Here is a 26,005-nt window from a genome sequence, read left to right on the forward strand (position 1 = left end):
GCAATGTGAAATATGGCCGATGCCCGAGATCCCTGGACCCTGGAGGCTCGATGGAATCCGTGCGGCAGTGCGACCTCTTGTTGACCGGAGGCCACGTGGTCACCGTGGACGACGCGAGGAACGTGTACGAACCCGGCGCCGTCGCGGTGTCGGGCGAGCGGATCGTGGCGGTGGGCCCGGCGGCGGAGATCGAGGCCGGGTGGCGGGCCGCGCGGGTGGTGGACTGCCGGGGCCGGGCCGTGCTGCCGGGGTTCGTGGACGGGCACAGTCACCTGTTCCAGGCGCTGGCCAGGGGGCTCGGCGAAGGGAAGGCCATCTGGCCGTGGCTGTGCGAGTTCATGTGGCCGTACTCGATCGCGGTGGACCCCGAGGACGCACGGATCGCGGCGACGCTCGGCGCGGTGGAGGCGCTGCGCTCCGGCATCACCACGGTCGTCGACAACCACTACGCGCCGACCGATGCCGAAACGGTTCTCTCGGTGGCGGACGCCATCGGGGCGACCGGCCTGAGGGGCGTCGTCGCGCGCGGCATGATCGGGCACAAGACGGCCGTCGCCGCCGCGCGCGGACTGCCCGACGACCTGTTCCGCTACTCCGTGGCGGAGGAACTCGACATCACGCGCGACTGCATGCGCAGCCGGCCGCCGGGATCCGCCGTCGAGATCTGGCCCGCCCCGCTCAACCTCAGCTACGGCGACCAGGAACTGGTGCGCGGGGCCGCCCGGTTGGCCCATGAGTTCGGCGTCCGCTGGCACACGCATTGCAGCGAGGGCGCCAAGGATCCGGCGAGCTACCTCGACGCGTACGGGATCAGGCCCGTGAGCTGGCTCGCGGCCGAGGGCCTCCTCGACGAGCGCACCACCCTCGCGCACGCCGTCTGGCTCGACGACGCCGAGACCAAGGCGGTGGGGGAGCGCGGCGCCGCGGTCGCGCACAACCCGGCCTCCAACGCGTACCTCGCCTCCGGGGTGATGCCGCTGCGGCGGCTGCGCGAGGCCGGGGCCGTGGTGGCGCTCGGCACGGACGGGCCGAGCGCGGGGCACCGCCAAGACATGTTCGAGGTCATGAAGCAGACCCTGTTCGCCCAGCGTCTCGACACGCTCGACCCGGCGGTGGCGCGCTGCGAGGAGGCCCTGGAGCTCGCCACCAGGGAGGGCGGCCGATACGTCGGCAACGGCGCCGGGGTGCTCGCGCCCGGCGCCCCCGCCGACCTCGCCGTGGTCGCGCTCGACCGCCCCCACCTGCGCCCACTGCACCGCGCGGTGGCCGCGCTCGTCTACTCCGCGCGCGGCGGTGACGTGGAGACGACCGTCGTCGGCGGCCGCGTCGTCGTCGAGAACGGCCGCTGCACGCTCGTCGACGAGGAGGCGCTGCTGGCGGAGGCCCAGGAACGCGCCGAACGCCTCGTCCACCGGGCCGGCTTCGCCCCGCTGACCACCCCCTGGCAGCACTGAGAACCACAGACAGCCACAGGTAGCGGCCGTCCGTCCACGGCCCCGGTAAGTGCGCACGAGACAACACCCGGACCACCGGGTGGAGGGAGTAACGCACATGTCCGAGAAGGAAGTTCAGGACGGAACGCAGGGCGGGGCGGCGGCGGAGGCGGAAGCGGCGGCGGTCGGCACCGAGGTGCCGCGCAAGGATGCCGTCGACTCCGTGCCCTCCGTGTGGCGCCTCGTCGTCTACGGGTTCCAGCACGTGCTCGCCTTCTACGCGGGCGCCGTCGTGATGCCGCTGCTCGTCGCCGAGGGCATCGGCATGAAGGGCGACGACATCGCCCTCCTCGTCAACGCCTCGCTGCTGACCTGCGGCCTCGCCACGCTCCTCCAGTCCGCGGGCCTGCCGGGCATCGGCATCAGGCTGCCGGTGGTGCAGGGCACGTCCACCACCGCGGTGCCCTCCCTGGTGTCGGTGGGGCTCGCGGCGGGCGGGGCGAAGGCGGGCCTGCCGACCGTGTTCGGGGCGGTGATCGCTGCGGGACTCGCCCTGTTCGTGGTGGCGCCCGTCTTCAGCAGGCTCGTACGGTTCTTCCCGCCGCTGGTCACCGGCACGATCGTGACCATCGTGGGGATCACGCTGCTCGCCGTCGCCGCCCGGCAGGTGGGCGGGGGAGACCCGAGCCAGGGCTCGTTCGGCTCGCCCGCGCACCTGGGGCTCGCCGCCGTCACGCTCGTCGTCATCCTGTTGCTGCACAAGCTGTCGCGGGGCTTCCTCGCGACGGTGGCGGTCCTGGTCGGCCTGTTCATCGGCACGGTCGTGGCCGCGTTCGCCGGGTTCGCCGACTTCTCCGGGATCTCCTCCACGCCCTGGCTCGGCACGGCGGCGCCGCTGCACTACGGGGCGCCCCGGTTCGACGTCGTCGCGGTGCTCTCCATCGTCCTGGTCATGGTCATCATCGCCGTCGAGTCCATCGGGCAGTTCTTCGCCGTCGGCGAGATCGTGGACCGCAAGGTCGAGGGCAAGCACGTCACGCGCGCCCTGCGGGCGGACGGCCTGGCCACGGCGGTCGCCGGGGTCCTCAACTCCTTCCCCAGCACCGTCTATTCGCAGAACATCGGCCTGATCAGGCTGACCAGGGTGAAGTCCCGGTGGATCGTCGCGTCCTCCGGCGTGATCATGATGGTGCTCGGGCTCGTGCCGAAGGTGGGGGCGATCGTCGCCGCGATGCCGGCCTCCGTCCTCGGCGGCGCGACCATCGTGCTGTTCTCCACGATCGCCGTCGTCGGCGTGCAGATCCTCTTCCAGGCCGACCTGACCGACCAGCGCAACACCATCCTCGTCGCCGCGAGCGTGGGCGTGGGCTTCCTGCCCACCGCGTTCCCGCAGTTCGCCGAGCAGATGCCGGGGCGGCAGCTGCACGCGCTCTTCGAGAGCGGCATCATCCTCGGCACGCTCACGGCGGTGTTCCTGAACCTCTTCTTCCACCACCTGCGCCTTCCCTTCGGGAAACGGCACAAGGACCGGGAGGAGCCGTCCGAGGACGTCGGATCCATTGACGCGCCCGAACATTACATGCAACATGTATCTCCAACGGGCAAGCAGTGAGGGGGAGTTGAGATGAGCGCAGAGCGTGCGGTCAATCCGGTCGCGGCCGGCAGCCTCCTGGCGGACCGGGCGTACGAGGAGCTGAAGGGCGCCGTCCTGGCGAACCGGCTGCGTCCCGGCGACCCGCTCTCGGTGCCCGCCCTCGCCGCACAGCTGAGCATCAGCCGCAGCCCGGTGCGCGAGGCGGTCCAGCGCCTCATCCACGACGGCCTCGCCACGCACGTCCCGCACAAGGGGGCCGTGGTCGCCACCGTCGACGTGGAGGACGTCCGGCAGCTGTACGTCGTCCGTGAAGTGATGGAGGGCCTCGCCGCCCGCCTGGCCACCGAGCGGCTCGACGCCTCGCGCCTCGCCGAACTGCGCGACCTCCTCGAACGGCACGAGCGGGAGGTCGGCACAGGGGTCGACGAGCGCACCCACATCGAGATGGACATGGCGTACCACCGCATGATCCGAGAGGTGGCCGACAACGCGCACCTCACCGCCGCCCTCGACACCATCCAGGGCCGCGCCCACCTCGCGCTGCACCAGCTGTGGCGCGGCCAGGAGGCGCCGCGGCTCGCCGTCGCCGAACACCGCCGGATCTTCGAGGCGATGACATCGGGCGACCCGGACGCCGCCGACCTCGCGGCCCGCGACCACATCCGCAAGCTCCGCATCCGCCTCTCGCAGGCGGTCGCGCCGGGACCTTCGGACTCATCCGAGCCCGGCCGCGTACGCCCCGTCGAATAGCGCCGTCACCAGCTGAAGCAACGCACCACGTTCGCACGATCAACTCCCGTTCAGCGCAAGCCAGAAGGGAAGTGAACGACCGTGAGCACCGCAACCGGCACCGCCACCGCTGTCCGTGACGGCGTCGGCGCCAGCACCGCGCGACCCGACGGCCGACTCAAGGTCAAGGGCGACTTCGCGTACTCCTCCGACCTGCGGGCCGAGGGCATGGTGTGGGGCGCGACCCTGCGCTCGCCGCACCCGAGCGCCCGCATCGTCCGGCTCGACACGAGCGCTGCGCTGCGGCTGCCCGGGGTGCTGGCGGTGCTCACCCACGAGGACGTTCCCGGACGGGCGACCTACGGCATGAAGGTCTCCGACCAGCCGGTGCTCGCCGCTGACCGGGTGCGCTACCAGGGGGAGCCGGTGGCCCTCGTCGCCGCCGACCACCCCGAGACGGCCCGCAGGGCGCTGGCGCTGATCGACGTCGCGTACGAGGAGCGGTCCGCGCTCACCGACCCCGAGGACGCCGTGCGGGGCCTGGGCCCGCTCGTCCACGAAACGCGCGCCGACGGCAAGCACGGCAACGTCGTCCGGCACGTCCGCATCCGCCACGGCGACATGGACGCCGCCCGCGCCGAGGCGGACGTCGTCGTCAGCGGCACGTACGAGGTCGGCATGCAGGACCAGGCCTTCCTCGGACCCGAGTCCGGACTCGCGATCCCCGCGGAGGACGGCGGCGTCGACGTCTACGTGTCGACGCAGTGGCTGCACGACGACCAGCACCAGATGTGCGCCGCGCTCGGCCTGCCGCCGGAGAAGGTCCGGCTCACGCTGTCCGGCGTGGGCGGCGCGTTCGGCGGGCGCGAGGACGTGTCCGTGCAGATCCACGCGGCGATGCTCGCCCTGCGCACCGGCCGCCCGGTGAAGATGAGCTACAACCGCGAGGAGTCCTTCTACGGACATGTGCACCGCCACCCCGCGCGCATGTGGTTCGAGCACGGGGCGACGCGCGAGGGCCGGATCGTGTTCGTCAAGGCCAGGCTGCTCTTCGACGGCGGCGCCTACACCTCCACCTCGCAGGTCGTCATCGCCAACGGCTCGTACTTCGCGGCCGGCGCCTACGACGTGCCGCACGCCGAGATCGACGGCTTCTCCGTCTTCACCAACAACCCGCCCTGCGGCGCGATGCGCGGCTTCGGCGCCGTCCAGTCCTGCTACGGCGTCGAGTCGAACCTCGACAAGCTGGCGCGCGAACTCGGCATGGACCCGGTCGAGTTGAGGATCAGGAACGCCATGACGACCGGGACGGTGCTGCCGACCGGGCAGGCCGTGGACGGCCCGGCGCCGGCGGCCGAGCTGCTGGAACGGCTGCGGGCGCGACCGCTCCCCGGAGCGGGGGAAGGGGCGTTCGGGAAACCGGGCGGGCTCAACAACACCAGCCACGGAGAGGGGGTGCGGCGCGGAGTCGGGTACGCGATCGGGGTCAAGGCCATCGGCTTCTCCGGCGGCGTCGACGACCGCTCCGTCGCCCGCGTGCGGCTCGTCCTGAACGGCGGCGAACCCGTCGCCGAGGTGCACACCGCCGCGGCCGAGTGCGGCCAGGGCATCGTCACCGTACAGACGCAGATCGTACGGACGGAGCTGGGCGTCGAGCGCGTGGTCGTGCTCCCCGCCGACACGCAGGTGGGCGACGCCGGATCGTCCTCCGCGTCCCGCATCACCTGGATGAGCGGGGGAGCGGTGCAGGGCGCGTGCAAGGCGCTGCGCGAGCGGATCACGGCGTTGGGCGACCGGCCGCTGAGCGAACTGCTCGCCGAGGCCGGGCCGTTGGAGGCCGAGTACGAGTACGCGCACCGCCGCACGTTCCCCGTCGACGACGCACGCGGGCAAGGGGACGCGCACATCGCGTTCGCGTTCGCGGCGCACCGGGCCGTGGTGGACGTGGACACCGAGCTGGGGCTCGTGAAGGTCGTCGAGCTGGCCACAGCGCAGGATGTCGGCAAGGCGATGAACCCCCTTGCCGTGGCGGGCCAGATCGAGGGCGGCAGCGCGCAGGGGCTCGGCCTCGCGGTGATGGAGGAACTGCGCGTGGAGGCGGGGCGACTGCGCAATCCGTCGTTCACGGACTATCTGATCCCGACCATCGCCGACATGCCGCGCGTGCCCATTGACCTCCTGGAACTTCCGCACCCGGACTCGCCGTACGGCCTCAACGGCGTCGGTGAGCCGCCCACCCTGTCGTCGACCCCGGCGATCGCGAACGCGTTGCGTGACGCGACGGGTCTTGAGTTGGCGAAGGTGCCGGTGCGGCCGGAACACATTGTCGTCGTAGCAGAAGGGAGGTGAGGCGGGCCCTGCCCTGGGTCCCCAAACGGTCCACCACGGAACACGGTTGGCACCAGCTGGGAAGGACACAAGACCTTGATCATCGACACTCATATGCACCCGACCAACATCGTCGACCAGGCGTGGCGGCACGACGGCTCCCCGTTCACGGGTGAGCGCACGCTGGAGATGATGGACGGCCCGTACATGATCAACGGCAAGCCGCGCCGCATCGACTACGGCTGCATCATGCCGCCCCCCGGCAACTCCGTCTGGCAGGACGGGATGCGCACGGGCCGCGAGGGCATCCGCGACTACATGTCGTACATCACCGAACTGGTCACCACCTACCCCGACCGGTTCATCGGGAACTTCATGTACAACCCGCGCTTCGGGCCCGAGAACGGCGCGAAGGAGCTGGAGTTCCACGTCAAGGAGTACGGCTACAAGATGCTCAAGCTGCATGCCAACATGCACGCTTACCGGCCGGACCGGGCCCTCGACTGGCTGCGGCCCGTGCTGCGGGTCTGCGACGAACTGGGTGTCGTCGTCCTCATCCACACCGGCGACGGGCCGTACTCGATCCCGACGCAGTTCTACCCGATCATCCGGGAGTTCACGAACGTCAACTTCATCCTCGCCCACTTCGGTGTGCAGACCGGTGGCGTGTACTGCTTCGAGGCGCTCTACATGATCCTCGACTCGCCGAACGTGTACGGGGAGTCCGGCTGGCTGCTCCAGTCGCGGATCGTGGAGTTCGCGCAGCAGATGGAGAAGCACCAGCTGGTCTTCGGCACGGACTCGCCGCCGAACGAACCCGGCATGTGGGCGCGGGAGTTGGAGGTGCTGTGCGGCCCGCCGCCGCAGGGCATGAACCTCTCCGAGGAGCACCTGGAGGGGTACCTCGGCAACAACATGGCCAAGCTCCTCGACCTGAAACCGACGCCTCCGCCGCGCAACCAGGAGGAGGCGCAACTTCGCCTCACGGATACGTACGCGTCGTTGGACACGGTTGCGCGGAGGTGACGGGGGCCGGGGGCCGGGCCGGGCTGGGGTGTGGCGTGGTTCGGCTCCGGCCTCCGGTGGGCTGCGACGGGGTCGACCCCAGGGGGCTGCGCCCCCGGACCCCCTGTCCTCAATCGCCGGACGGGCTTGATCGGCCCACCCGGGGGGCGGGGATGGAGACGTCCCGCCTCCCCGGGTGGCGCTGCGGTCCCCGCCGACTGCGTCCGTTCCCCCGCCCATCTCCCACCCACCCGCCCCCTTCAGGGGCGTCGGTCCGACGGGGTGCCGGAACCCGTTGCGGTCACCCACCACTCGCCTCGGGCGCCGGGCTGCCGGCCACGGCTCCCATGGGTTGCGGTCGACTGCACCCCCGGCTTGGGCGACTGCCGCCGCTACGGCTCTCACCCGTTGCGGTCGGCTGAGCCTTCTCTTGGGGGAGGCCGCCGCTACGGCGGCCCCCGTTGCGGTTGACCGCGCCCTCGCCTTGGGCGACTGCCCCCGCTACGGCTCCCGCCCGTTGCGGTCGACTACGCCCCCGCCTTGGGTGACGGGCCGCCGGCCACGGCTCCCCACCCGTATCGGCGGGCCGTCACCGCCTTGGGCAATCTGCCGCCTTGGGCGGCAGGGTGGGCAAGGCGGCGCCCGGTGCGGCGCAACGATGGCGAGGGGTCCGGCCCCGGTGCGGCAGCCGCGGTGCTGCGTCGCGGGCGGTGTGTACGCCCCGGGGCGGCGCGAGGAGAAGGGGGCGCCGCCCCAGGGGCACCCACGGGGGCCGAAGCCCCCGGAGGGGGCGGGCGGGTGGGAGATGGGCGGGCACCGGCGCAGCCGGCGTGAGTGCGGTGCTGCGCATCAGCCGCGGACGGCCTTGGCCGCGTCGACCGCGCCCGGTTCCCGTAATGGTCGCGGGCGGCCCTGGCCACGTCGTCCGCCCCCCGGTTCCCGCAATGGTCACGGGCGGCCTCGGCCCCGGCACCAGCCTCCGGTTCCCGCAACGGTCACGGGCGGCCTCGGCCACGGCACCCACCCCCGGCTCCCGTAACGGGTACGGACGGCCTCGGCCACGCCACCCGCCCCCGGCCCCCGCAACCGCCACGGACGCCCTCCACCACCCCACCCGCCAAACCCCACCGCAACAGACGGGACCCGCCAAGAATGCAACGTATAGGGCACCTCCTCCCCGCCACCTCCCTCGGCGCCGACCGCTGGGTCGCCCAGATCTGCGCCCCGGTCCAGGTGGACATCGCCCACCCGACCGCCCGCGCCCTCCTCCCCGAATTCCAGTACGGCCCGGACCTGACCCCCACTCACACCGCCGAACTCCGGCGCGGGGCCGAACAGTTGGCCCAGGCCGGCGCCGACGCCATCGTGTGGCACGGCACATCGGGCGGCCTCGACGGCGCCGCCCACGCCCGCGCCGCCGCCCGCGTCATCGAACGCACCGCAGGCGTCCGCGCCTCCACCGTCACCCTCGGCCAACTCGACCTCCTGGCCCGCGCCGCGACCCACTCCATCGCCCTGATCACCGCCGGCTCCGAGCAACAGGCGGGCCGCCTCGCCGACACCTGCCTCGCCGCGGGCCTCCGCATCGCCTCCCTCACCGCCCTCGACCTCGCCACCCCGCGCGAAGCGGCCGAGCTCCCCGTCTCGAAGGTCCGCCGGATCCTCCTCGACGCCGATTCCGCCGACGCCGAGTGCCTGGTGGTGGCGGGCACCGAACTCCCGGTCGCCCCCGTCGCGGCCATGGTGGAAAGGGAGTTGGGCAAGCCGGTGCACGACGGCGCGCGCGTCGCGGTCCGCACCGGGCTCGACCTGCTCGACACGGGCGTCGAATCACCCGCGTGGGGCGGGCTGTTCACGGGCGGCGTGCACGCGGGAGTCTGCTGTGACACCCACTGAGCCCGCCCGTGCCGGCGCGACCACCGCCGCCCCCGCCACCGGCGACCAGGACCTGCACGCCTTCCTCGACGCCTACCGCAGCGCCCACCCCGACGACGTACTCACCGTCGACGAGAAGCTGGAGGGCGAGGACATCGCCGCCCTCGTCGCCGAACTCGCCGCCCGCGGCCGCACCGAACTCCTCCTGTGCCCACAGGTGTCGGGCCTCGACGGCACGCCCCTGGTCACCAACCTCTTCGCCTCGCGCACCCGCGTCGCCCGCCTCCTCGGCACCGACCCGGCCGGCCTGCACCGCGCCTACCAACGGGCCGCCGCCCGCCGCACCGAACCCCGCGTCGTCCCCACCGGGCCCGTCCTCGACACGGTCGCCGAGGGTCCGGACGTCGACCTGACCACGCTCCCGCTCCTCAAGCACTTCGACTCGGACCGCGGCCCGTACATCACCAGCGGCGTCATCACGGCCGAAGCACCACCCGGCACACCCGGCCAACCCGACGCACTCCGCCGCTCCGGCAACCTCAGCTACCACCGCGCCCTCGTGCACAACCGCACCGAACTCGCCACGAGCCTGCACTCCCGCGGCCACCTCTGGCAGTTGCTGCGGCTCGCCGAGGAGCGCGGCGAGCCGCTCCCCGTCGCGATGGTCATCGGCGCCCACCCCCTCTTCCAGCTCGCCGCCTCCGCCCGCGTCGGCCCCGACGTCGACGAACGCACCCTCGCGGGCGGCCTGTTGGGCGCGCCCCTGGACGTCGTACGCACCCCACGGCACGGCATCCGGGTCCCCGCCCACGCCGAGATCGTTCTCGAAGGCGTCATCGACCCGGCCCGCACCGCACCCGAGGGCCCCTTCGGCGAGTTCTCCGGCTACTCGTCCGACCGCTCCACGAACAACGTCCTCACGGTGCACAGCGTGCTGCGCCGCCGCGACGCCGTCCTCCTCGACGTCGTCGGGGGCAACAGCGCCGAGCACCTCAACCTCGCCCGCATCCCGCGCGAGTCGGAGATGGCGGAGCAGCTCAGGTCCCGGTTCCCCGAGGTCACGGCGCTGCACTATCCGACATCGGGCACGCACTTCCACGCGTACGTCGCGCTGCGCCGGACCCGCCCCGGGCAGGCCCGGCAGATCATGCTGGCGCTGCTCGGCTGGGACCCGTACCTGAAGACGGTCGTCGCGGTCGACGAGGACGTGGACGTCACCCGCGACGAGGACGTGCTGTGGGCGCTCGCGACCCACTTCCAGCCGCACGCCGACCTGTTCACGGTCGACGGGCTGCCCGGCAGTCCCCTCGACCCTTCGTCCACCCCGGACGGCACCACGTCCCGCATGGCCCTCGACGCCACCCGCGGCCCGGACTTCGACGCCGTCCGCATCCGCACGGACCCGGCGCGCGTCGCCCGCGTCCGCGAACTCCTGGACCGGGGCGCACCGTGAGGCTCGTCGTCGGGATCACCGGTGCGACCGGCGCCGTGTACGGCATCCGGCTCCTGGAGGCCCTGCGCGCCCTGCCCGACGTGGAGACGCATCTGATCCTGACCCGCTGGGCGCGTACGACCATCGAGCTGGAGACCGATCGTGGCGTCGGCGACGTACAGAAGCTCGCCGACGTCGTGCACCGCCCCGGCGACCAGGCCGCCGCCGTCTCCTCCGGCTCGTTCCGCACCTGCGGCATGGTGATCGCGCCGTGCAGCATGAAGACCCTGGCGGGGATCAGGGCCGGATACGCGGACGGCCTGATCGGCAGGGCCGCCGACGTGACCCTCAAGGAGCACCGCCCCCTGGTCCTCGTCCCGCGCGAGAGCCCCCTGCACGAGATCCACCTGGAGAACATGCTCGCCCTCGCCCGCGTGGGCGTCCGCATCGTTCCGCCGATGCCGGCCTTCTACCGGCGCCCGAAAACGATCGAGGACCTGGTCGACCACACGGTCGCCCGGGTCCTCGATCAACTCGCCCTGCCGGGTCCGGAGGTGGGCCGCTGGGCGGGAGGCTGACTCAGTTCTTGCCTGCGGTGCCCTCGGACTCCTCGTCGTACGACGACGTCCCCTCGTCGAGCAGCGGCTTCTGCGTCTTGAGGTGGTCGGGGGCCATGGCCCGCAGCGCGTGGTAGCCGGTGATCACGACGACCGTGCCGAGGGCGATGCCGCTCAGCGAGAAGGTGTCGGTGAACTTCAGGGAGACGTCGCCGATGCCGATGATGATGCCCGCGGCGGTCGGCACCAGGTTCAGCGGATTGCGCAGGTCGACGCCCGCGTTGATCCAGATCTGCGCGCCGAGCAGGCCGATCATGCCGTAGAGGATGACGGTGATGCCGCCGAGCACGCCGCCCGGGATCGCCGCGACGATCGCGCCGAACTTCGGGCACAGGCCGAAGAGGAGCGCGAAGCCCGCCGCCGCCCAGTACGCCGCCGTGGAGTAGACGCGGGTCGCGGCCATGACGCCGATGTTCTCGGAGTACGTGGTGTTGGGCGGGCCGCCGACGGCGGTCGACAGCATCGATCCGACGCCGTCCGCCGAGATGGCCGTCCCGAGCTTGCCGTCGAGGTTGTCGCCGGTCATCTCGCCGACGGCCTTGACGTGCCCGGCGTTCTCGGCGATCAGCGCGATGACGACCGGGAGGGCGACGAGGATCGCCGACCACTGGAAGGACGGGGCGTGGAAGGACGGCAGGCCGAACCAGTCGGCCTGGCCGACCGCCGACAGGTCGAGCCGCCAGTGGTCGACCGCCTTGCCGCCGCTGTTCGGCGAGTGGATCTGCCCGAAGATCTGGTCGAGGACCCAGGAGAGCGCGTAGCCGAAGACCAGGCCGAGGAAGATCGCGATGCGCGACCAGAATCCGCGCAGGCACACCACGGCCAAACCGGTGAACAGCATGACGAGCAGCGCCGTCCACTGATCGGTCGGCCAGTACGTGGAGGCCGTGACCGGGGCGAGGTTGAAGCCGATGAGCATCACGACCGCGCCCGTCACCACCGGTGGCATCGCCGCGTGGATGATCCGTGCCCCGAACTTCCGCACCGCGAGTCCGACCAGGAACAGCGCGACGCCGACGACGAAGACCGCGCCCGTGACCGTCGCGCTGCTGCCGCCCTGCGCCCGGATCACGGCCGCGACGCCCACGAAGGAGAGCGAGCAGCCCAGGTAGCTGGGGACCCGGCCGCGCGTCGCGAGCAGGAAGATGACCGTCGAGACGCCGGACATCATGATCGCGAGGTTCGGGTCGAGGCCCATCAGGACGGGTGCCACGAAGGACGCGCCGAACATCGCGACCACGTGCTGTGCGCCGAGTCCGACCGTGCGCGGCCACGAGAGGCGTTCGTCGGGGCGGACGACCGCGCCGGGAGCCGGCGTGCGCCCGTCGCCGTGCAGTTTCCAGCGCACGCCGAGGTCCATGAGAGTTTCCGCCTTCTGTGGTGGCCGTGAGGTGGGTGGTGCCTGTGCGGCTCGGAATGATCGCTTCATGTTAATGCGACGTAAGTGCGAGTTCGTACCGAGCCGCCGCCCACCTGGCCTGAGCTACGAGGCGTGGTCCGCCGCCCGCGCGGTGTTCGCCTCCGCCGCTCCCGTCGGCGTACGGTCGCCGCCGCGCAGCACCTTCGCGAACACCACGAGACCGCTCGCGAGCACCGTCACCAGGCCGAACGACACGACGAGGCTGGTCGCGTCGGCGATCGTGCCGATCGCCGACGGCGCGATCAGGCCCGAGGTGTACGTGATGGTGGCGACGCCCGCGATGGCCAGGCTCGGGTTCGGGCCGCTGCGTCCGGCGGCGGCGAAACAGAGCGGCACCACGACCGCGATCCCGAGGCCCACCAGACCGAATCCGGCCATCGCGACGCCCGGGTTCGGCGCGACCACCACGAGCAGCGCGCCGAGCGTGGCCACGAGGCCGCTGATCCGCACGGTGCGCACCGCGCCGAACCGGTCCACCACCGCGTCGCCCGCGATCCGCGCCACCGCCATCGTGAGCGTGAACGCCGTGGTGCAGGCGGCCGCGAGACCGGCCGATGTGCCGAGCACGTCCCGCAGGTACACCGCCGACCAGTCGAGGCTCGCGCCCTCCGCGAACACCGCGCAGAAGCCGACGGCCCCGATGAGGAGGGCGGACTTCGGTGGCAGCGCGAAGCGCGGCGGCGCCTCCTCTTCCTCCGTCGGGCGCAGATCGAGCACCCAGCGGCAGGCGACCAGGCCCGCCACGGTCAGGACGCCCGCCGCGAGCGCGTGGTGCAGCCGCGCGTCCGAGCCCAGATGCGCGGCGAGGGTGCCGCCGAGCGAGCCGATCAGGGCGCCCACGCTCCACAGCCCGTGAAGCCCCGACATGATCGATTTGTCGAGCCGGGTCTCGATCTCGACGCCCAGCGCGTTCATGGCGACGTCCGACATGCCCGCGGTCGCCCCGTACACGAGCAGCGCGGCGCACAGCGTGACCACGTTGGGCGCGAGCGAGGGCAGGATCAGGGCCAGCGTCCACAGCGCGAGCAGCCCGCGCAGTCCGGCGCGGGCACCGAAGCGGTGGGTGACGCTGCCCGCGAGCGGCATCGAGAGCGAGGCGCCGATCGCGGGGAAGGCGAGCGCGAGGCCCAGCTGGCCCGCGCTCACGCCCGCGTGCTCCTGGATCCAGGGCACCCGCGTCGCGAACGACCCGGTCACGGAGCCGTGGATGCAGAAGACGGTGGCGACGGCGTACCGCGCCCGCTTCAACTCACCTGGTGCATACGTCAGTTCCTGCATCCCGCGGGCCCTCCCCAAGTCTCCCTTGCGTGCCGCCGTAAACTATCAGGAACCCTGCCTGATAATGCCAGTGATATCCGCGTAGGATCCCGCCATGCCCGCATCGCCGAGAACCGCCCGAGCCATCAACGACCGGCTCGCGCTGCGCCTCCTCCAGGAGGAAGGGCCGCTCACCGCAGGGCAGTTGAAGGAACGCACGGGCCTGTCCCGGCCCACCGTCGCCGACCTCGTCGAGCGGCTCACCGCGGCCGGTCTCATCGAGGTCGTCGGCGAGGCGGGCGCCGAGCGGCGCGGCCCCAACGCCCGGCTCCACGGGATCGTCGCCGACCGCGCCCACCTCGCCGCGCTCGACGTGCGCACCGGGGGCGTCAGCCTCGTCGTCGCCGACCTCGTGGGCACCGTGCTCGCGCAGGCCTCGGTGCCGGTCGAGGCGGGGGAGGAGGCGGGCGCCGCCGTCGAGCGCACCGTCACGGCCCTGGAGCGGACGGCGAAGGAGGCGGGCATCGAGCGGCTGCACACCGTCGGCGTCGGTGCCCCCGGACTCATCGACCCCGCGACCGGCGAACTGCGCGACTCCTCCGGCCTGCCGGGCTGGCATCGCGCGCTGGTCGCCGCGCTTCAGGAACGGCTGCCCGCGCGCGTGCTGGTGGAGAACGAGACGAACCTGGCCGCCCTCGCCGAGCGCGGCGACGGCGCCGCCCGCGACCGGGACACCTTCGCGCTGCTGTGGCTGGGCCTCGGCATCGGCGCCGCCGTCGTCCTGGACGGAAGGCTGCGGCGCGGCGCGTCCGGCGGCACCGGGGAGGTCGGGTTCCTGCCGGTGCCGGGCACGCGCGGGCTGCCGTCCGCGTCCGGCTGCGACGGGGGCTTCCACTCGCTGGCCGGCTCGGCCGCGATCCTCGAACTGGCCGTCGCGCACGGGCTCGTGGACCCCGGCGAACCGCTGGAGCGGGCGGCCGACGTGGTGCGCTCCGGCGACGCGGCCTTCCTCGACGCGCTGGCCGACCGGATCGTGCTCGGCGTCGCCGCCGTGGTCGCCGTGCTCGACCCCGGCTGCGTGGTGCTCGCGGGCGAGGTCGGCCGGGCGGGCGGCGAAGCGCTCGCCCGGCGCGTGGGGGAGCGCATCGCGGTGATGTCACCGCTGCTCACCGACGTACGCGCCGGTGAGCTGGGCGGCGGGGCCGTGCTGGGCGGGGCCCTGCTGATGGCCCGGGAGGCCGCTCAGGAGCGGGTGTTCGCTCCGTAGCGGCTCCCGCCGACCGCACCTGCCCGCGGGCCCCGCGTCAGGAGCGGCGTCCCCGGTTCCGGGCACCGCGCGCGACGAGGACGAGCGCGCCGCCCACGGAGATGAGCGCCACGGTGCCCCAGACGGCCCAGCGGTTCACGGACCCCGCGCCGGTCTCCGCCAGCGCGGGCGGCTTGGACGGTTGCGGGGCCTGCGTCGCGGACGGCGCCGGGGTGCTCGGCGTCGGGGTACTGGTCGGTTCCGTGGCGGTGGGCGTCGGCGTCGGGGTGTCGCTCGGCGTGGGAGTGGGCGTCGGCGAGGGCGACTCGCAGTCGTGCCACTCCAGGGCCACCTCGCCGTCCCCGGCGCGGGCCCCCGTGGTGAACGTAGAGCCCGCCGGGCCGAGGCTTGAGCCCCCGCCGCCGCCACCCGAACCCATGCTCGCCGCGGTGGAGGACCCGCCCGCGCCGCCGCCGTGGGCCCCGCCGCCGCCCCCGCCACCGGTGCCCATGTGCGGGTCGCCGACGTTGAGCGCGCCGGAACCGCCGGTGGTGCCCACGGCCGCGCCGCCCGGGAGGCCCGGCGTGTCCCAGGACTCCTGCGGTACGCCGCCCTCGCCACCGGTCCCGCCCGCGCCGCCGGCCGCCCCGCCCTTTCCGGAGGCCGGGGTGCCGTTGTCGGATCCGGCGGTGCCGGTCTCGCCGCCCGCGCCGCCCGCGCCGCCGTCGGGCTCGCTGAAGCTGCCGCCTCCCCCGCCCCCGCCACCGGCGACGACCAGCGTCCCGCTCGTGGTGGCGACGGTCGTGGCGCCGCCTCCGCCCGCGGCCGTGGCGCCGTTGCCCGCGCTGGGGTCGTTGTTGTACGCGCCGGGCTGCCCGCCGCCGTTGTAGCCGCCGCGGGCGGCCGGGGCCTCGGAGGTTCCGCCGGTGCCCGCGCCGCCGACGTTCACGGTCAGCACCTGCCCGGCCGAGACGTCGACGGTCGCGCGGACCTCGGCGCCCTTGCCGCCCGCGCCCCCGTACAGCGCGTCGCCGCCCGCGGCGCCGAACGCGTCGATGGTGACCGAGCAGGTGTTCTCCGGCACGGTGACCGTCTGTTCCGCGCCGCTGAACGCCACCGTCTCGCTGCCCGCGGCCAGCGCCGCGGAAGCGGTCGCTCCGGTGAGTGCGGCAGTGGTGGCGAGGACGAGGGCTCGCGAGACATGGCGTCCGATTGTCATACCGGCGAGGCTGCCGGGGGCGCGGGTGCTCGGCGGGCAGGCGCGGCGCCCGCGGCCCGACGATCCACTCGACTGGGGGTGCGGGCGCCGGGAGGAGCGGGCGGATCAGGCCAGGTACTCCGCGAAGGTGCGCTTGCCGACCGCCTGCTCCGGTGCCAGATGCCCGCCCGCCCGGAACGCCCGGTACGCCTTCCCCGCCAGCGGCACCGACACCACAGGACGCCGCTTCCCCGTCGCCTTGAGATACATACGCGCGAGATCGGTGAACGCGAGAACCTCCGGCCCGCCCATGTCCGCCACCCGCCCCGCCGGCGGCGACTGCGCCAACTCGGCCAGCCGCTCCGCCACTTCGGCCACCTCGATGGGCTGATCGCCTACCCCGGAGGGCAACAGCACCACCGGCAGCTTCGCCGCGACCCGCAGAACCGTCGCCACCAGGTCGTGGAACTGCGTGGCCCGTAGCACCGTCCACCCGAGCCCCGACTCCGCGACGAGCCGCTCCACCGCGAGCTTCGCCCTGTAGTACGGGAAGGGGACCTCGTCCACGCCGACGATCGAGATGTAGACGAGGTGCGGGGTCTCCGCCCGCCGCGCCGCCGCGATCAGGTTCGCCGCCGCCTTCTCGTCCCCGCCGGTCTGCGTCGACGCGCAGTGCACGATCGTGTCCACGCCGGTCACGGCCCGGTCGAGCGCGGGCCCGCCCTCCCGCAGGTCCACGGCGTACGGCTCGCTGTGCCTGCTCAGCACCCGCACCTCGTGCCCGGCCGCGGTCAGCCGCTCGGTGACGAGCCGGCCGAGCGTTCCGGTTCCGCCGGTCACCAGGATCGTGGTCATCGCCTTCTCAGCTCCTTCGCACCCGGACGGTCCCCCTGCGGAACCCCCGTTGTCAGCTGAGAACCGGCGGCGCCGCGCGTTTGTGACAGCCCCGCGAGACAGTTCCTACGCGGCCGTCCCGAGCTGACGGGTCACGAACCCCAGCTTGTCCGGGTTCAGGATCGTGCGCCCGACCGAAACGCGCCCTTCCCGCACCTCGAAGCAGACCACCGCGAACAGGCTTCCGTCCGGCTGCCGCGCGACGATCCCCGGCTCCCCGTTGATCTCCGCGACGAGCAGCTCCACGCCCACCAGATACCGCTCGGCGACGCCCTCCAGGAACCGCAGCACCTTCTCGCGGCCGGAGACGGCCCTGCGGGCCGCGGTGACCTTGCCGCCTCCGTCCCCCCACCACTGCACGTCCGTGGCGAGCATCTTCTCCAGGGCCGCGAGATCGCCCTCGCGGGCCGCCCCCACGAACGCCTCGACCAGCTCGCGCCGCACCCGCTCCGACGGCTCGAAGCGCGTCCGTTCCTCCTCCAGGCGCGCCATGGCACGCCGGTACAGCTGCCGGCAGTTCGCCTCGCCGAGGTCGAGCACCCCGGCGATCTCCCGATACCCGTACGCGAAGGCCTCCCGCAGCACGTACACCGCGCGCTCGGTCGGCGTGAGCCGCTCCAGGAGCACGAGCAGCGCGCAGGACACCGAGTCGAGCTGCTCGGCCGACTCCAGCGGGCCGAGGGTGCCGTCCGAGGTGAGGACGGGCTCGGGCAGCCAGGGGCCCGCGTACTGCTCCCGCTGGACGCGCGCCGACGAGAGCCGGTTCAGACAGAGGTTCGTGACGACCTTGGCGAGCCAGGCGCCCACATGCTCGACGGCCCCCGGTTCGGTCGCCCCGAACCGCAGGTACGCGTCCTGCACCGTGTCCTTGGCCTCCTCGGCGGAGCCGAGCATCCGGTAGGCGAGCCCGAACATCCGGCCCCGGTGGCTCTCGAACTCGGCGGCGCGCTCCGGGTTTTGTGTGCTGGTCACGCCCTCAGGCTGCCAGAACGGCGGCGTATTCCCGAGGACGGGCGAAAACCAGCGCCGCGGCCTGTGAGTCAGCCCACAGCATTCGCATGCGTGCACGTCGGGGAGACGTGGCAGACTGGCTCTGTACCAGAAGCAGCGCACTCCGGGGTCGGTGAAAGTCCGAACCGGCGGTTACAGTCCGCGACCCGGTCACGCACCTTGTGACCGGTTGACCAGGTGAAATTCCTGGACCGACGGTTAAAGTCCGGATGGGAGGCAGTGCGCGGCGGGCGGGCACGTGAGTGCGCGTCGCCGGCTGTTTCAGCGGTCCCTCCAGGGGACCGGTGTCGACCGCGGCGTCGCCCCAGGTGTCGCAGTCCGTACGTTCTGTCGTCGTCGTACGACAGTGCCCCGGAGTCCAGGCCCGTAGAGGGAGGACCCGGGAAGTGTTCACCGGAATCGTCGAAGAGCTGGGCGAGATCACCGCCGTCGAGAATCTCGATGACGCCTGTCGCTTCCGTGTCCGCGGCCCCGTCGTCACCGACGGCGCCAAGCACGGGGACTCCATCGCGGTCAACGGCGTGTGCCTGACCGTCGTCGAGCACGAGGACGACGAGTTCACCGCCGACGTCATGGCCGAGACCCTCAAGCGCTCCAGCCTCGGCGCGCTCGCCACGGGCTCCCGCGTCAACCTCGAACGGCCGATGGTCGCCGACGGCCGCTTCGGCGGGCACGTCGTGCAGGGCCACGTCGACGGCACGGGCACGATCGTCGACCGCACGCCCTCCGAGCACTGGGAGATCGTCAAGATCTCGCTGCCCGCCGAGCTGTCGAAGTACGTCGTCGAGAAGGGCTCGATCACCGTCGACGGCGTGAGCCTGACGGTCGTCGAGGCCGCCGAGGACTACTTCACCATCAGCCTCATCCCCACCACCCTCGCCCTGACCACGCTCGGCGTGAAGCAGGCGGGCGACCCCGTCAACCTCGAGGTCGACGTCATCGCCAAGTACGTCGAGCGGATGCTCGGCGACCGGGCCGGATCCCAGGGCGGTGCCCGATGAGCTGGCTCAACACCGAGGCGTTCACGATCTTCGGCCAGCACATCCTCTGGTCCGACATGATCGGCAACACCATCGGCCTCATCGCCCTCGCGCTCGGCTGGCGCCGCTCCATATGGACGTGGCCCGCCCAGCTGATATCCGGCGCGATCCTGCTCACCGCCTTCGCCACCGCCCACCTCTCCGGCAGCGCGGGCAAGCAGCTCGTCGTCATCGCCGTCGCCCTGTACGGCTGGTGGCAGTGGAACCGCGGCAAGGGCCAGGCGCAGGACGGCTCCATCGCCGTCCGCTTCGCCACCTGGCGCGAGCGCGGCTGCCTGATCGGCGCGGCGGCCGTCGGCACGCTCGCCGTGGGCGGCCTGTTCACCGCGTTCCCGACGCTGTCCTGGGACCCGTGGCCGGACGCCTACATCTTCGTCGGCACCGTCGTCGCGATGTACGCCCAGGCCCGCGGCATGGTCGAGTTCTGGTTCGCCTGGCTGCTCGTCGACCTCGTCGGCGTCCCCCTGAACTTCGCCAACGGCTTCGCCTTCTCCGGCTTCGTCTACGTCATCTACGGCGCGCTCGTCCTGTGGGGCATGCGCGACTGGTGGCTGCGCTCCCGCGCCGCCGCCACCCCCGCCCCGGCCCTGGAAGGAGCCCGCGCATGAGCGCCCGCCCGTCTCCCACCCCCGCCCTTCCAAGGAAGGCGCTGCGCGCCACCCCGTCTGATTCGAACCTCTACGAGGTCGAGGACCTGAGCCTCGACCCGGTCGAGATGGCGATCCGCGACATCGCCGCAGGACGCCCCGTCGTGGTCGTCGACGACGAGGACCGCGAGAACGAGGGCGACCTCGTCGTCGCCGCCGAGAAGATCACGCCCGAGATCGTCGCCTTCATGATGAGCGAGTGCCGCGGCCTGATCTGCGCCCCCATGGAGGGCGCCGAACTCGACCGGCTCGAACTGCCGCAGATGGTCGGCAACAACACCGAGTCGATGCAGACCGCGTTCACCGTCTCCGTCGACGCCTCCGGCGCGCACGGCGTGACCACCGGCATCTCGGCCGCCGACCGCGCGAAGACCCTGCGCATGCTCGCCTCCGGCACCTCGATGGCCGGCGACTTCGTCCGGCCCGGCCACATCTTCCCGCTGCGCGCGAAGGAAGGCGGCGTCCTGGTCCGCGACGGGCACACCGAGGCCGCCGTCGACCTCGCCCGGCTCGCGGGCCTGCGCCCGGCCGGCGCCATCGTCGAGATCGCGGGCGAGGACGGCGTCATGCTGCGCCTGCCCGAGCTCGTCCCCTTCGCCCGCAGGCACGGCCTGACGATCATCTCCATCAAGGACCTGATCGACTACCGCCGCACCTCCGAGCCCACGGTCAAGCGCGAGGCGACCGTCCAGCTGCCCACCGCCTTCGGCGAGTTCACCGCCTACGGCTACCGCTCCACGGTCGACGGCGTCGAGCACGTCGCCCTCGTGCACGGCGAGATCGGCGACGGCGAGGAGGTCCTCGCCCGGATCCACTCCGAGTGCCTGACCGGCGACGTCTTCCACTCGCTGCGCTGCGACTGCGGCCCCCAGCTGGAGGAGTCCATGCGCCGCATCGTCGAGGAGGGCCGCGGCATCGTCGTCTACCTGCGCGGACACGAGGGCCGCGGCATTGGCCTGCTCTCCAAGCTGCGCGCCTACGAGCTCCAGGAGCAGGGCCGCGACACCCTCGACGCCAACCTGGAGCTCGGCCTGCCCGCCGACGCCCGGGACTACGCCGCGGGCGCCCAGATCCTCGGCGACCTCGGCGTCCGCAGCCTGCGCCTGATGACGAACAACCCCGACAAGACCGAGGCCCTCACCCGGCACGGCCTCAAGGTCACCGAGCGCGAGCCGATGCCCGTCACGGTGGGCGAGCACAACCTGCGCTACCTGCGCACCAAGCGGGACCGCATGGGCCACGACCTGCCGTGGCTCGACGCCCCGCGCACGTCCGCCTGCAACAACCAGTAGTAACCGACAGTTGATCTACGTACGTACGAGGAGAAGCGCGTGAGCGGCAAGGGTGCACCCGAACTGAGCGTGAAGAACTGCGGCGACCTGCGGGTGGCCGTCATCGCGGCCCAGTGGCACGAGCAGGTCATGGACGGACTCGTGAACGGCGCCCTGCGCGCCCTGAACGAGCTGGGCATCAGCGAGCCCACCGTCCTGCGCGTCCCCGGCAGCTTCGAGCTGCCGGTCGTCGCCAAGGTCCTCGCGGGCCGCGGCTACGACGCGATCGTCGCGCTCGGCGTCGTCATCCGCGGCGGCACCCCGCACTTCGAGTACGTCTGCCAGGGCGTGACGAACGGGCTCACCCAGGTCAGCGTCGAGACCGGCGTCCCCGTCGGCTTCGGCGTCCTGACCTGCGACACGGAGGAGCAGGCGCTCGACCGGGCCGGTATCGAGGGCTCCAACGAGGACAAGGGGCACGAGGCGGTCACCGCCGCCGTCGCCACCGCGACCACGCTGCGCACCATCGCCGAGCCCTGGCGCTGAGGCCGGGCCCGGGACGCGTAAAGTAGACGCCACCATGTCCAATAAGACGTTCGAGGAGCTCTTCACCGAGCTCCAGCACAAGGCAGCCAACGGCGATCCCGCCACGTCCCGCACCGCTGAGCTGGTCGACAAGGGCGTCCATGCCATCGGCAAGAAGGTCGTCGAGGAGGCCGCCGAAGTCTGGATGGCCGCCGAGCACGAGGGCAAGGACGCCGCCGCCGAGGAGATCTCGCAGCTCCTCTACCACGTCCAGGTGATGATGGTCGCCCGCGGCATCTCCCTCGACGACGTGTACGCGCACCTTTAAGCCCGCGTACCTACTCCATCCGCAACTCACCCCTTACGCAAAGGAATCCGACCTCATGCTGCGCATCGCCGTCCCCAACAAGGGTTCACTCTCAGGGCCTGCGTCGGACATGCTGCATGAGGCCGGATACCGGCAGCGCAAGGAGTCCAAGGAACTCGTCACGGTCGACCCGGACAACGAGGTCGAGTTCTTCTACCTGCGCCCCAAGGACATCGCGATCTACGTGTCCTCGGGCAAGCTCGACATCGGCATCACCGGCGAGGACCTGCTGATCGACTCCGGCGCCGAGGCCGAGACGATCCTGCCGCTCGGCTTCGCCCGCTCGACCTTCCGGTTCGCCTCGCGCCCCGGGGCCGTCAAGGACCTCGCGGACCTCGCGGGCCGGACGATCGCCACCTCGTACGAGGGCATCGTCGCCAAGTACCTCGCCGAGCGCGGCGTTGAGGCCAACGTCGTGCACCTCGACGGCGCCGTCGAGACCGCCATCGAGCTCGGTGTCGCCGACGCGATCGCCGACGTCGTCGAGACGGGGACCTCGCTGCGCAACGCGGGCCTGGAGGTCTTCGGCGAGCCGATCATGCGCTCCGAGGCGTGCGTGATCCGCCGCAAGGGCGACACGTCGGACGACCCCAAGGTGCAGCAGTTCCTGCGCCGCCTCCAGGGCGTCCTCGTCGCCCGGACGTACGTGATGATGGACTACGACTGCCGCGCCGAACACCTGGAGAAGGCGGTCGCCCTCACTCCCGGCCTGGAGTCCCCGACGATCTCGCCCCTCCACAACGAGGGCTGGGTCGCGGTGCGCGCCATGGTCCCGTCGAAGGGCGCGCAGCGGATCATGGACGATCTGTACGCCCTCGGCGCGCGGGCCATCCTCACCACGGCCATCCACGCCTGCCGCCTCTGAGGACGCATCCCATGTCCGACCACCCCAGCCTGCCCGTCACCTTCCGGCCGGGCCGCACCCGCGCCATCCTGCACGCGCTCGGCGCCGCTTCCTTCGTGGTGATCACGGTCGTCGCGCTGCTGCTCGGCGGCCTGAGCCCGGGGGAGAAGGCCAGCTTCGTCTTCACCGGGGCAGTGTTCTGGGCCGTGCTCTGGCTCCTTGCCCGGCCCAAGGTCGTCGCCGACGCCGAGGGCGTCACGGTGGTCAACGTGGCGCGCAGCCGCCGCCTGACCTGGGCGGAGATCGTCCGGGTCAACCTGCGCCCCGGCGACCCCTGGGTCTTCCTCGACCTCACCGACGGCACGAGCATGGCCGCCATGGGCATCCAGCCCGGCATGGCCAAGGAATCGGCCATCCGCGACGCGAAGGCGCTGCGCGCCTTGACGGAATCCGCGCACACCTCATCGGGCCCCAGCGGCGGCTGAGCGTTTTCGAGCCCCGCCGGCGATCGAGGCACGGGGTCCGGGGCAGCGTCCCGCGACCGCAACCCCGGTGCCGAGGACTCCAGCGGGCGCAGCCCCTGCCACATCGCCCCCCGGCTTGATTAATCTGGTTCCGGGGCGCGCCCACCGCGCCGCCCCGCCCCACCCGCCAAACCGGCGGAGCCAAGGGCTCCTGCTAACCAAGGAGTGACTCCCTCCAGCGATGGACGGATCGTCCGGTAGTACCTGCGCCGCCCCCTCCCGACACAGCGCCCCCGAGGCGCGCACGTCCCCGGAGGCGGCGGCATGACCATCCCGTTGCTGCTCCTTGCGGCCGCCTTCCTCCTGATCCTCGCCAACGGCTTCTTCGTGGCGGCCGAGTTCGGCCTCGTCACCGTGGAGCGCCCCGACGCCGAGAAGGCCGCGGCCGCGGGCGACAAGCGCGCCCGCACCGTCGTCGCCGCCCTCAAGCAGCTGTCGTTCCAGCTGTCCGGCACCCAGCTCGGCATCACCATCACCTCACTGGTCGTCGGCATGCTCGCCGAACCGGCCCTCGCCCAGCTGCTGAACGCCCCCTTCACCGCCATCGGCATCCCCGAGGGCGCCGTCGGCAGCATCTCCGTCGTCGTCGGCATGCTCCTGGCCTCCGCCGTGCAAATGGTGATCGGCGAACTCGTCCCGAAGAACTGGGCGGTATCAAAACCCCTCCAGGTCGCCCGGTTCGTGGCCGGCCCGCAGCACGCCTTCTCCCGCCTGTTCCGCCCGGTGATCGCCCTGCTGAACGCCGTGGCGAACCGCCTGGTCCGGGCCCTCGGCGTCGAGCCCGCCGACGAACTGGCCTCCGCCCGCACCCCGGGCGAGCTGGTCTCCCTGGCCAGGCACTCCGCGCAGGCGGGCGCCCTGGAACAGGACACGGCCGACCTGTTCGTCCGCACCCTCTCCCTCGCCGAGCTGACCGCGCAGCACGTCATGACGCCGCGCGTGAAGGTCAGCGCGCTCCAGTCGTCCGCGACCGCCGAGGACGTGGTCAACCTGACCCGTGCCACGGGTCTGTCCCGCTTCCCGGTCTACCGGGAGCGGATCGACGAGATCATCGGCATGGTCCACCTGAAGGACGCCCTCACGATGCCGGCGCACGAACGGCTGCGCACGCCGGTGAGCCGCATCGCGCAGCCCCCGCTCCTGGTCCCGGAGACCCTCCCCGTACAGCCTCTCCTGGCGCGCCTGCGCAGCGAGCAGCCGATCGCCGTCGTCGTCGACGAGTACGGCGGCACGGCCGGGGTCGTCACCCTGGAGGACATCGTGGAGGAACTCGTCGGCGAGGTCCGCGACGAGCACGACGGGCTCGATCTGCCGGAACTGGCGGTCGCCCCGGCCGAGGACGGCCGTCCCGCCTGGGACGCCGACGGCGGCTGCCGCGTCGACATCCTGCGCCGCATCGGACTCGAGGCCCCCGAGGGCCCGTACGAGACCGTGGCAGGCCTTGTCGCCGATCTCCTGGGCCGCATCCCGGCCCCCGGCGACAAGGCCGAACTCCCCGGCTGGCGCCTGTCGGTGCGCGCCGTCGACCACTACCGGGCCGAACGCGTCCGCTTCGTCAGGGCCGCGGAGCCCCACGAGCCGGCGCCCGCCCCGCAGCCCGTCCTGGAGGCGGCCCGATGACCGCCCTGCAACTCGTCTTCGCCGCCCTGCTGGTCCTCGCCAACGGCTTCTTCGTCGGCGCGGAGTTCGCCCTCGTCTCGGTGCGCCGCAGCCAGATCGAACCGATCCCCGGCAAGCGCGCCAAGCAGGTCCTGTACGGGCTCGAGCACCTGCCGCAGATGATGGCGGCGGCCCAGTTCGGCATCACCGTCTGCTCACTGACCCTGGGCGCGGTGGCCGAACCGACGGTGGCCCACCTCCTGGAGCCCGTCTTCGAGGCGGCCCACGTCCCGCACGGCATGATCCACCCCCTCGGGTACGTGATCGCGCTCGCGGCCGTGGTCTTCTTCCACCTCGTCATCGGCGAGATGGTCCCGAAGAACCTGGCGATGGCGGCGCCGGAGCGGACGGCGCTGTGGTTCAGCCCGGGACTCGTCGCCTTCGCCCGCCTCTGCAAGCCGGTCACCCTCGCCCTCGGCGCCTGCGCCCGGCTGATCCTCAAGCTCTTCGGGGTCGAGCCGAAGGACGAGGTGGAGGCGGTCTTCACGAGCGTGCAGCTGGGCCGCCTCGTCGAGGACTCGGGCCAGGCGGGACTCCTCGCCCCCGAGGAGCAGGAACGCCTGGAGGACGCCCTGGAGCTGGGCTCGCGCCCGGTGACGGACGTACTGCTCGACCGCGCCTCGCTGGTGACGGTGGGCCCCGCGGTCACCCCGGCCGAGATCATCGACCTCACGGGCCGCACGGGCTACTCCCGTTTCCCGCTCTGTTCCGACGACGGCGCCTTCATGGGCTATCTGCACGTCAAGGACGTCCTCGACCTGATCGACGGCCCCGACACGGACCGCGCGGTCCCGCAGCAGCTCTGGCGCCCGATGGCGACGCTCCGCTCGGAGCTCCCCCTGGACGACGCCCTCACGGTGATGCGCCGCGCGGCCACCCACCTCGCCCAGGTCGCGGACGCCTCCGGCCGCGTCCTCGGCCTGGTCGCCCTGGAGGACGTCCTGGAACTCCTGGTCGGCGAGGTCAACGACCCGACCCACCGCGAAACACCCCACCCCCGGGTCCCGGTCGCCCGCAACCGCGAGGGCGCACTGGCGTAAACAAACAAGCAGGCAGGCACCGCCGCCGACCGGGCCAGTTCAAGCCCCG

The 26,005-nt window shown here is 72.4% G+C and carries 23 protein-coding genes and 1 riboswitch; of the genes, 18 read left to right on the forward strand and 5 right to left on the reverse strand.

What is annotated here, in order from left to right:
• The first annotated feature begins 50 nt into the window (after positions 1–50).
• The 8 genes from ACNYS0_RS33125 to ACNYS0_RS33160 all read left to right on the forward strand — a co-directional run bounded on the left by ACNYS0_RS33125 (position 51) and on the right by ACNYS0_RS33160 (position 10,974).
• Entirely contained in the window at positions 51–1,454 is a 1,404-nt protein-coding gene (locus ACNYS0_RS33125) for an amidohydrolase family protein (protein WP_422478863.1), read from the forward strand.
• Positions 1,455–1,551: 97 nt separating this feature from the next.
• Positions 1,552–3,045 carry a nucleobase:cation symporter-2 family protein gene (locus tag ACNYS0_RS33130; RefSeq protein WP_422478865.1) on the forward strand — a complete coding sequence of 498 codons (1,494 nt, stop codon included), beginning with the start codon at positions 1,552–1,554 and terminating at the stop codon, positions 3,043–3,045.
• 12 nt (positions 3,046–3,057) lie between these two features.
• Positions 3,058–3,777, forward strand: coding sequence for a GntR family transcriptional regulator (locus ACNYS0_RS33135; protein WP_422478867.1), 720 nt, complete (start codon positions 3,058–3,060; stop codon positions 3,775–3,777).
• Between the two features lie 81 nt (positions 3,778–3,858).
• Entirely contained in the window at positions 3,859–6,105 is a 2,247-nt protein-coding gene (locus ACNYS0_RS33140) for a molybdopterin cofactor-binding domain-containing protein (RefSeq protein ID WP_422478869.1), read from the forward strand.
• A gap of 75 nt (positions 6,106–6,180) precedes the next feature.
• Positions 6,181–7,110 (forward strand): amidohydrolase family protein, encoded by a 930-nt coding sequence (locus ACNYS0_RS33145; RefSeq protein ID WP_385763128.1) that lies wholly within the window; start codon positions 6,181–6,183, stop codon positions 7,108–7,110.
• Between the two features lie 1,131 nt (positions 7,111–8,241).
• A complete protein-coding gene (locus tag ACNYS0_RS33150; RefSeq protein ID WP_422478871.1) occupies positions 8,242–8,985 on the forward strand; it encodes an aspartate racemase/maleate isomerase family protein in 744 nt (247 codons plus the stop codon).
• Positions 8,972–10,417 carry a UbiD family decarboxylase gene (locus ACNYS0_RS33155; protein WP_422478873.1) on the forward strand — a complete coding sequence of 482 codons (1,446 nt, stop codon included), beginning with the start codon at positions 8,972–8,974 and terminating at the stop codon, positions 10,415–10,417. The genes ACNYS0_RS33150 and ACNYS0_RS33155 overlap by 14 nt, the downstream gene beginning before the upstream one ends.
• Positions 10,414–10,974, forward strand: a complete 561-nt coding sequence (locus tag ACNYS0_RS33160) for a UbiX family flavin prenyltransferase (RefSeq protein ID WP_422478875.1) — start codon at positions 10,414–10,416, stop codon at positions 10,972–10,974. The genes ACNYS0_RS33155 and ACNYS0_RS33160 overlap by 4 nt, the downstream gene beginning before the upstream one ends.
• Position 10,975: 1 nt before the next feature.
• Here ACNYS0_RS33160 and ACNYS0_RS33165 read toward each other — a convergent pair whose 3' ends face one another.
• Entirely contained in the window at positions 10,976–12,373 is a 1,398-nt protein-coding gene (locus ACNYS0_RS33165) for a uracil-xanthine permease family protein (protein WP_422478877.1), read from the reverse strand.
• A 123-nt stretch (positions 12,374–12,496) separates the two neighbouring features.
• A complete protein-coding gene (locus tag ACNYS0_RS33170; protein WP_422478879.1) occupies positions 12,497–13,711 on the reverse strand; it encodes an MFS transporter in 1,215 nt (404 codons plus the stop codon).
• Between the two features lie 94 nt (positions 13,712–13,805).
• On the opposite strand from ACNYS0_RS33170, the gene ACNYS0_RS33175 reads away from it, so the two are divergent.
• Positions 13,806–14,957 (forward strand): ROK family transcriptional regulator, encoded by a 1,152-nt coding sequence (locus ACNYS0_RS33175; protein WP_422478881.1) that lies wholly within the window; start codon positions 13,806–13,808, stop codon positions 14,955–14,957.
• 37 nt (positions 14,958–14,994) lie between these two features.
• Here ACNYS0_RS33175 and ACNYS0_RS33180 read toward each other — a convergent pair whose 3' ends face one another.
• The 3 genes from ACNYS0_RS33180 to ACNYS0_RS33190 form a co-directional block, all read right to left on the reverse strand.
• Positions 14,995–16,155: a hypothetical protein gene (locus ACNYS0_RS33180; protein WP_422478883.1), complete on the reverse strand. Its 1,161-nt coding sequence runs from the start codon at positions 16,153–16,155 to the stop codon at positions 14,995–14,997.
• A gap of 105 nt (positions 16,156–16,260) precedes the next feature.
• A complete protein-coding gene (locus ACNYS0_RS33185; protein WP_422478885.1) occupies positions 16,261–16,989 on the reverse strand; it encodes an SDR family oxidoreductase in 729 nt (242 codons plus the stop codon).
• A gap of 105 nt (positions 16,990–17,094) precedes the next feature.
• A complete protein-coding gene (locus ACNYS0_RS33190) occupies positions 17,095–18,000 on the reverse strand; it encodes an RNA polymerase sigma-70 factor (RefSeq protein ID WP_422478887.1) in 906 nt (301 codons plus the stop codon).
• A 133-nt stretch (positions 18,001–18,133) separates the two neighbouring features.
• A riboswitch (FMN riboswitch) is annotated at positions 18,134–18,266 on the forward strand.
• A 159-nt stretch (positions 18,267–18,425) separates the two neighbouring features.
• Here ACNYS0_RS33190 and ACNYS0_RS33195 point away from each other — a divergent pair.
• From ACNYS0_RS33195 to ACNYS0_RS33235, 9 genes are all read left to right on the forward strand, one after another.
• The gene (locus tag ACNYS0_RS33195) at positions 18,426–19,040 is read left to right on the forward strand and encodes a riboflavin synthase (RefSeq protein WP_422478889.1); all 615 of its coding nucleotides are present in this window, start codon (positions 18,426–18,428) and stop codon (positions 19,038–19,040) included.
• Positions 19,037–19,687: a nicotinamide mononucleotide transporter family protein gene (locus tag ACNYS0_RS33200; protein WP_422478891.1), complete on the forward strand. Its 651-nt coding sequence runs from the start codon at positions 19,037–19,039 to the stop codon at positions 19,685–19,687. Before ACNYS0_RS33195 ends, ACNYS0_RS33200 begins: the two co-directional genes overlap by 4 nt.
• Positions 19,684–21,018 carry a bifunctional 3,4-dihydroxy-2-butanone-4-phosphate synthase/GTP cyclohydrolase II gene (locus tag ACNYS0_RS33205; protein WP_422478893.1) on the forward strand — a complete coding sequence of 445 codons (1,335 nt, stop codon included), beginning with the start codon at positions 19,684–19,686 and terminating at the stop codon, positions 21,016–21,018. The genes ACNYS0_RS33200 and ACNYS0_RS33205 overlap by 4 nt, the downstream gene beginning before the upstream one ends.
• Before the next feature lie 39 nt (positions 21,019–21,057).
• Positions 21,058–21,543 carry a 6,7-dimethyl-8-ribityllumazine synthase gene (ribH, locus tag ACNYS0_RS33210; protein WP_356385537.1) on the forward strand — a complete coding sequence of 162 codons (486 nt, stop codon included), beginning with the start codon at positions 21,058–21,060 and terminating at the stop codon, positions 21,541–21,543.
• Positions 21,544–21,577: 34 nt separating this feature from the next.
• A complete protein-coding gene (locus ACNYS0_RS33215; protein ID WP_422429997.1) occupies positions 21,578–21,850 on the forward strand; it encodes a phosphoribosyl-ATP diphosphatase in 273 nt (90 codons plus the stop codon).
• 55 nt (positions 21,851–21,905) lie between these two features.
• On the forward strand, positions 21,906–22,754 hold the full coding sequence (hisG, locus tag ACNYS0_RS33220; RefSeq protein ID WP_422406068.1) for an ATP phosphoribosyltransferase: 849 nt from the start codon (positions 21,906–21,908) through the stop codon (positions 22,752–22,754).
• Between the two features lie 11 nt (positions 22,755–22,765).
• Positions 22,766–23,218, forward strand: coding sequence for a PH domain-containing protein (locus ACNYS0_RS33225; protein WP_422478895.1), 453 nt, complete (start codon positions 22,766–22,768; stop codon positions 23,216–23,218).
• 303 nt (positions 23,219–23,521) lie between these two features.
• On the forward strand, positions 23,522–24,877 hold the full coding sequence (locus ACNYS0_RS33230) for a hemolysin family protein (RefSeq protein WP_422478897.1): 1,356 nt from the start codon (positions 23,522–23,524) through the stop codon (positions 24,875–24,877).
• Complete coding sequence (locus tag ACNYS0_RS33235) at positions 24,874–25,956, forward strand: hemolysin family protein (protein ID WP_422478899.1); 1,083 nt, start codon at positions 24,874–24,876, stop codon at positions 25,954–25,956. Before ACNYS0_RS33230 ends, ACNYS0_RS33235 begins: the two co-directional genes overlap by 4 nt.
• Positions 25,957–26,005: the final 49 nt, after the last annotated feature.

This window comes from Streptomyces anthophorae (assembly GCF_049310305.1).
Lineage (GTDB): Bacteria > Actinomycetota > Actinomycetes > Streptomycetales > Streptomycetaceae > Streptomyces.

What these genes read in the sequence shown, in the direction of transcription:
- ACNYS0_RS33175 (WP_422478881.1), top strand. Translation starts at nt 13,806, where the DNA reads ATGCCCGCATCGCCGAGAACCGCCCGAGCCATCAACGACCGGCTCGCG.
- ACNYS0_RS33180 (WP_422478883.1), bottom strand. Translation starts at nt 16,155, where the DNA reads ATGACAATCGGACGCCATGTCTCGCGAGCCCTCGTCCTCGCCACCACT.
- ACNYS0_RS33205 (WP_422478893.1), top strand. Translation starts at nt 19,684, where the DNA reads ATGAGCGCCCGCCCGTCTCCCACCCCCGCCCTTCCAAGGAAGGCGCTG.
- ACNYS0_RS33235 (WP_422478899.1), top strand. Translation starts at nt 24,874, where the DNA reads ATGACCGCCCTGCAACTCGTCTTCGCCGCCCTGCTGGTCCTCGCCAAC.
- ACNYS0_RS33150 (WP_422478871.1), top strand. Translation starts at nt 8,242, where the DNA reads ATGCAACGTATAGGGCACCTCCTCCCCGCCACCTCCCTCGGCGCCGAC.
- hisG (WP_422406068.1), top strand. Translation starts at nt 21,906, where the DNA reads ATGCTGCGCATCGCCGTCCCCAACAAGGGTTCACTCTCAGGGCCTGCG.
- ACNYS0_RS33125 (WP_422478863.1), top strand. Translation starts at nt 51, where the DNA reads ATGGAATCCGTGCGGCAGTGCGACCTCTTGTTGACCGGAGGCCACGTG.
- ACNYS0_RS33135 (WP_422478867.1), top strand. Translation starts at nt 3,058, where the DNA reads ATGAGCGCAGAGCGTGCGGTCAATCCGGTCGCGGCCGGCAGCCTCCTG.
- ACNYS0_RS33230 (WP_422478897.1), top strand. Translation starts at nt 23,522, where the DNA reads ATGACCATCCCGTTGCTGCTCCTTGCGGCCGCCTTCCTCCTGATCCTC.
- ACNYS0_RS33185 (WP_422478885.1), bottom strand. Translation starts at nt 16,989, where the DNA reads ATGACCACGATCCTGGTGACCGGCGGAACCGGAACGCTCGGCCGGCTC.
- ACNYS0_RS33170 (WP_422478879.1), bottom strand. Translation starts at nt 13,711, where the DNA reads ATGCAGGAACTGACGTATGCACCAGGTGAGTTGAAGCGGGCGCGGTAC.
- ACNYS0_RS33165 (WP_422478877.1), bottom strand. Translation starts at nt 12,373, where the DNA reads ATGGACCTCGGCGTGCGCTGGAAACTGCACGGCGACGGGCGCACGCCG.
- ACNYS0_RS33200 (WP_422478891.1), top strand. Translation starts at nt 19,037, where the DNA reads ATGAGCTGGCTCAACACCGAGGCGTTCACGATCTTCGGCCAGCACATC.
- ACNYS0_RS33225 (WP_422478895.1), top strand. Translation starts at nt 22,766, where the DNA reads ATGTCCGACCACCCCAGCCTGCCCGTCACCTTCCGGCCGGGCCGCACC.
- ACNYS0_RS33130 (WP_422478865.1), top strand. Translation starts at nt 1,552, where the DNA reads ATGTCCGAGAAGGAAGTTCAGGACGGAACGCAGGGCGGGGCGGCGGCG.
- ACNYS0_RS33215 (WP_422429997.1), top strand. Translation starts at nt 21,578, where the DNA reads ATGTCCAATAAGACGTTCGAGGAGCTCTTCACCGAGCTCCAGCACAAG.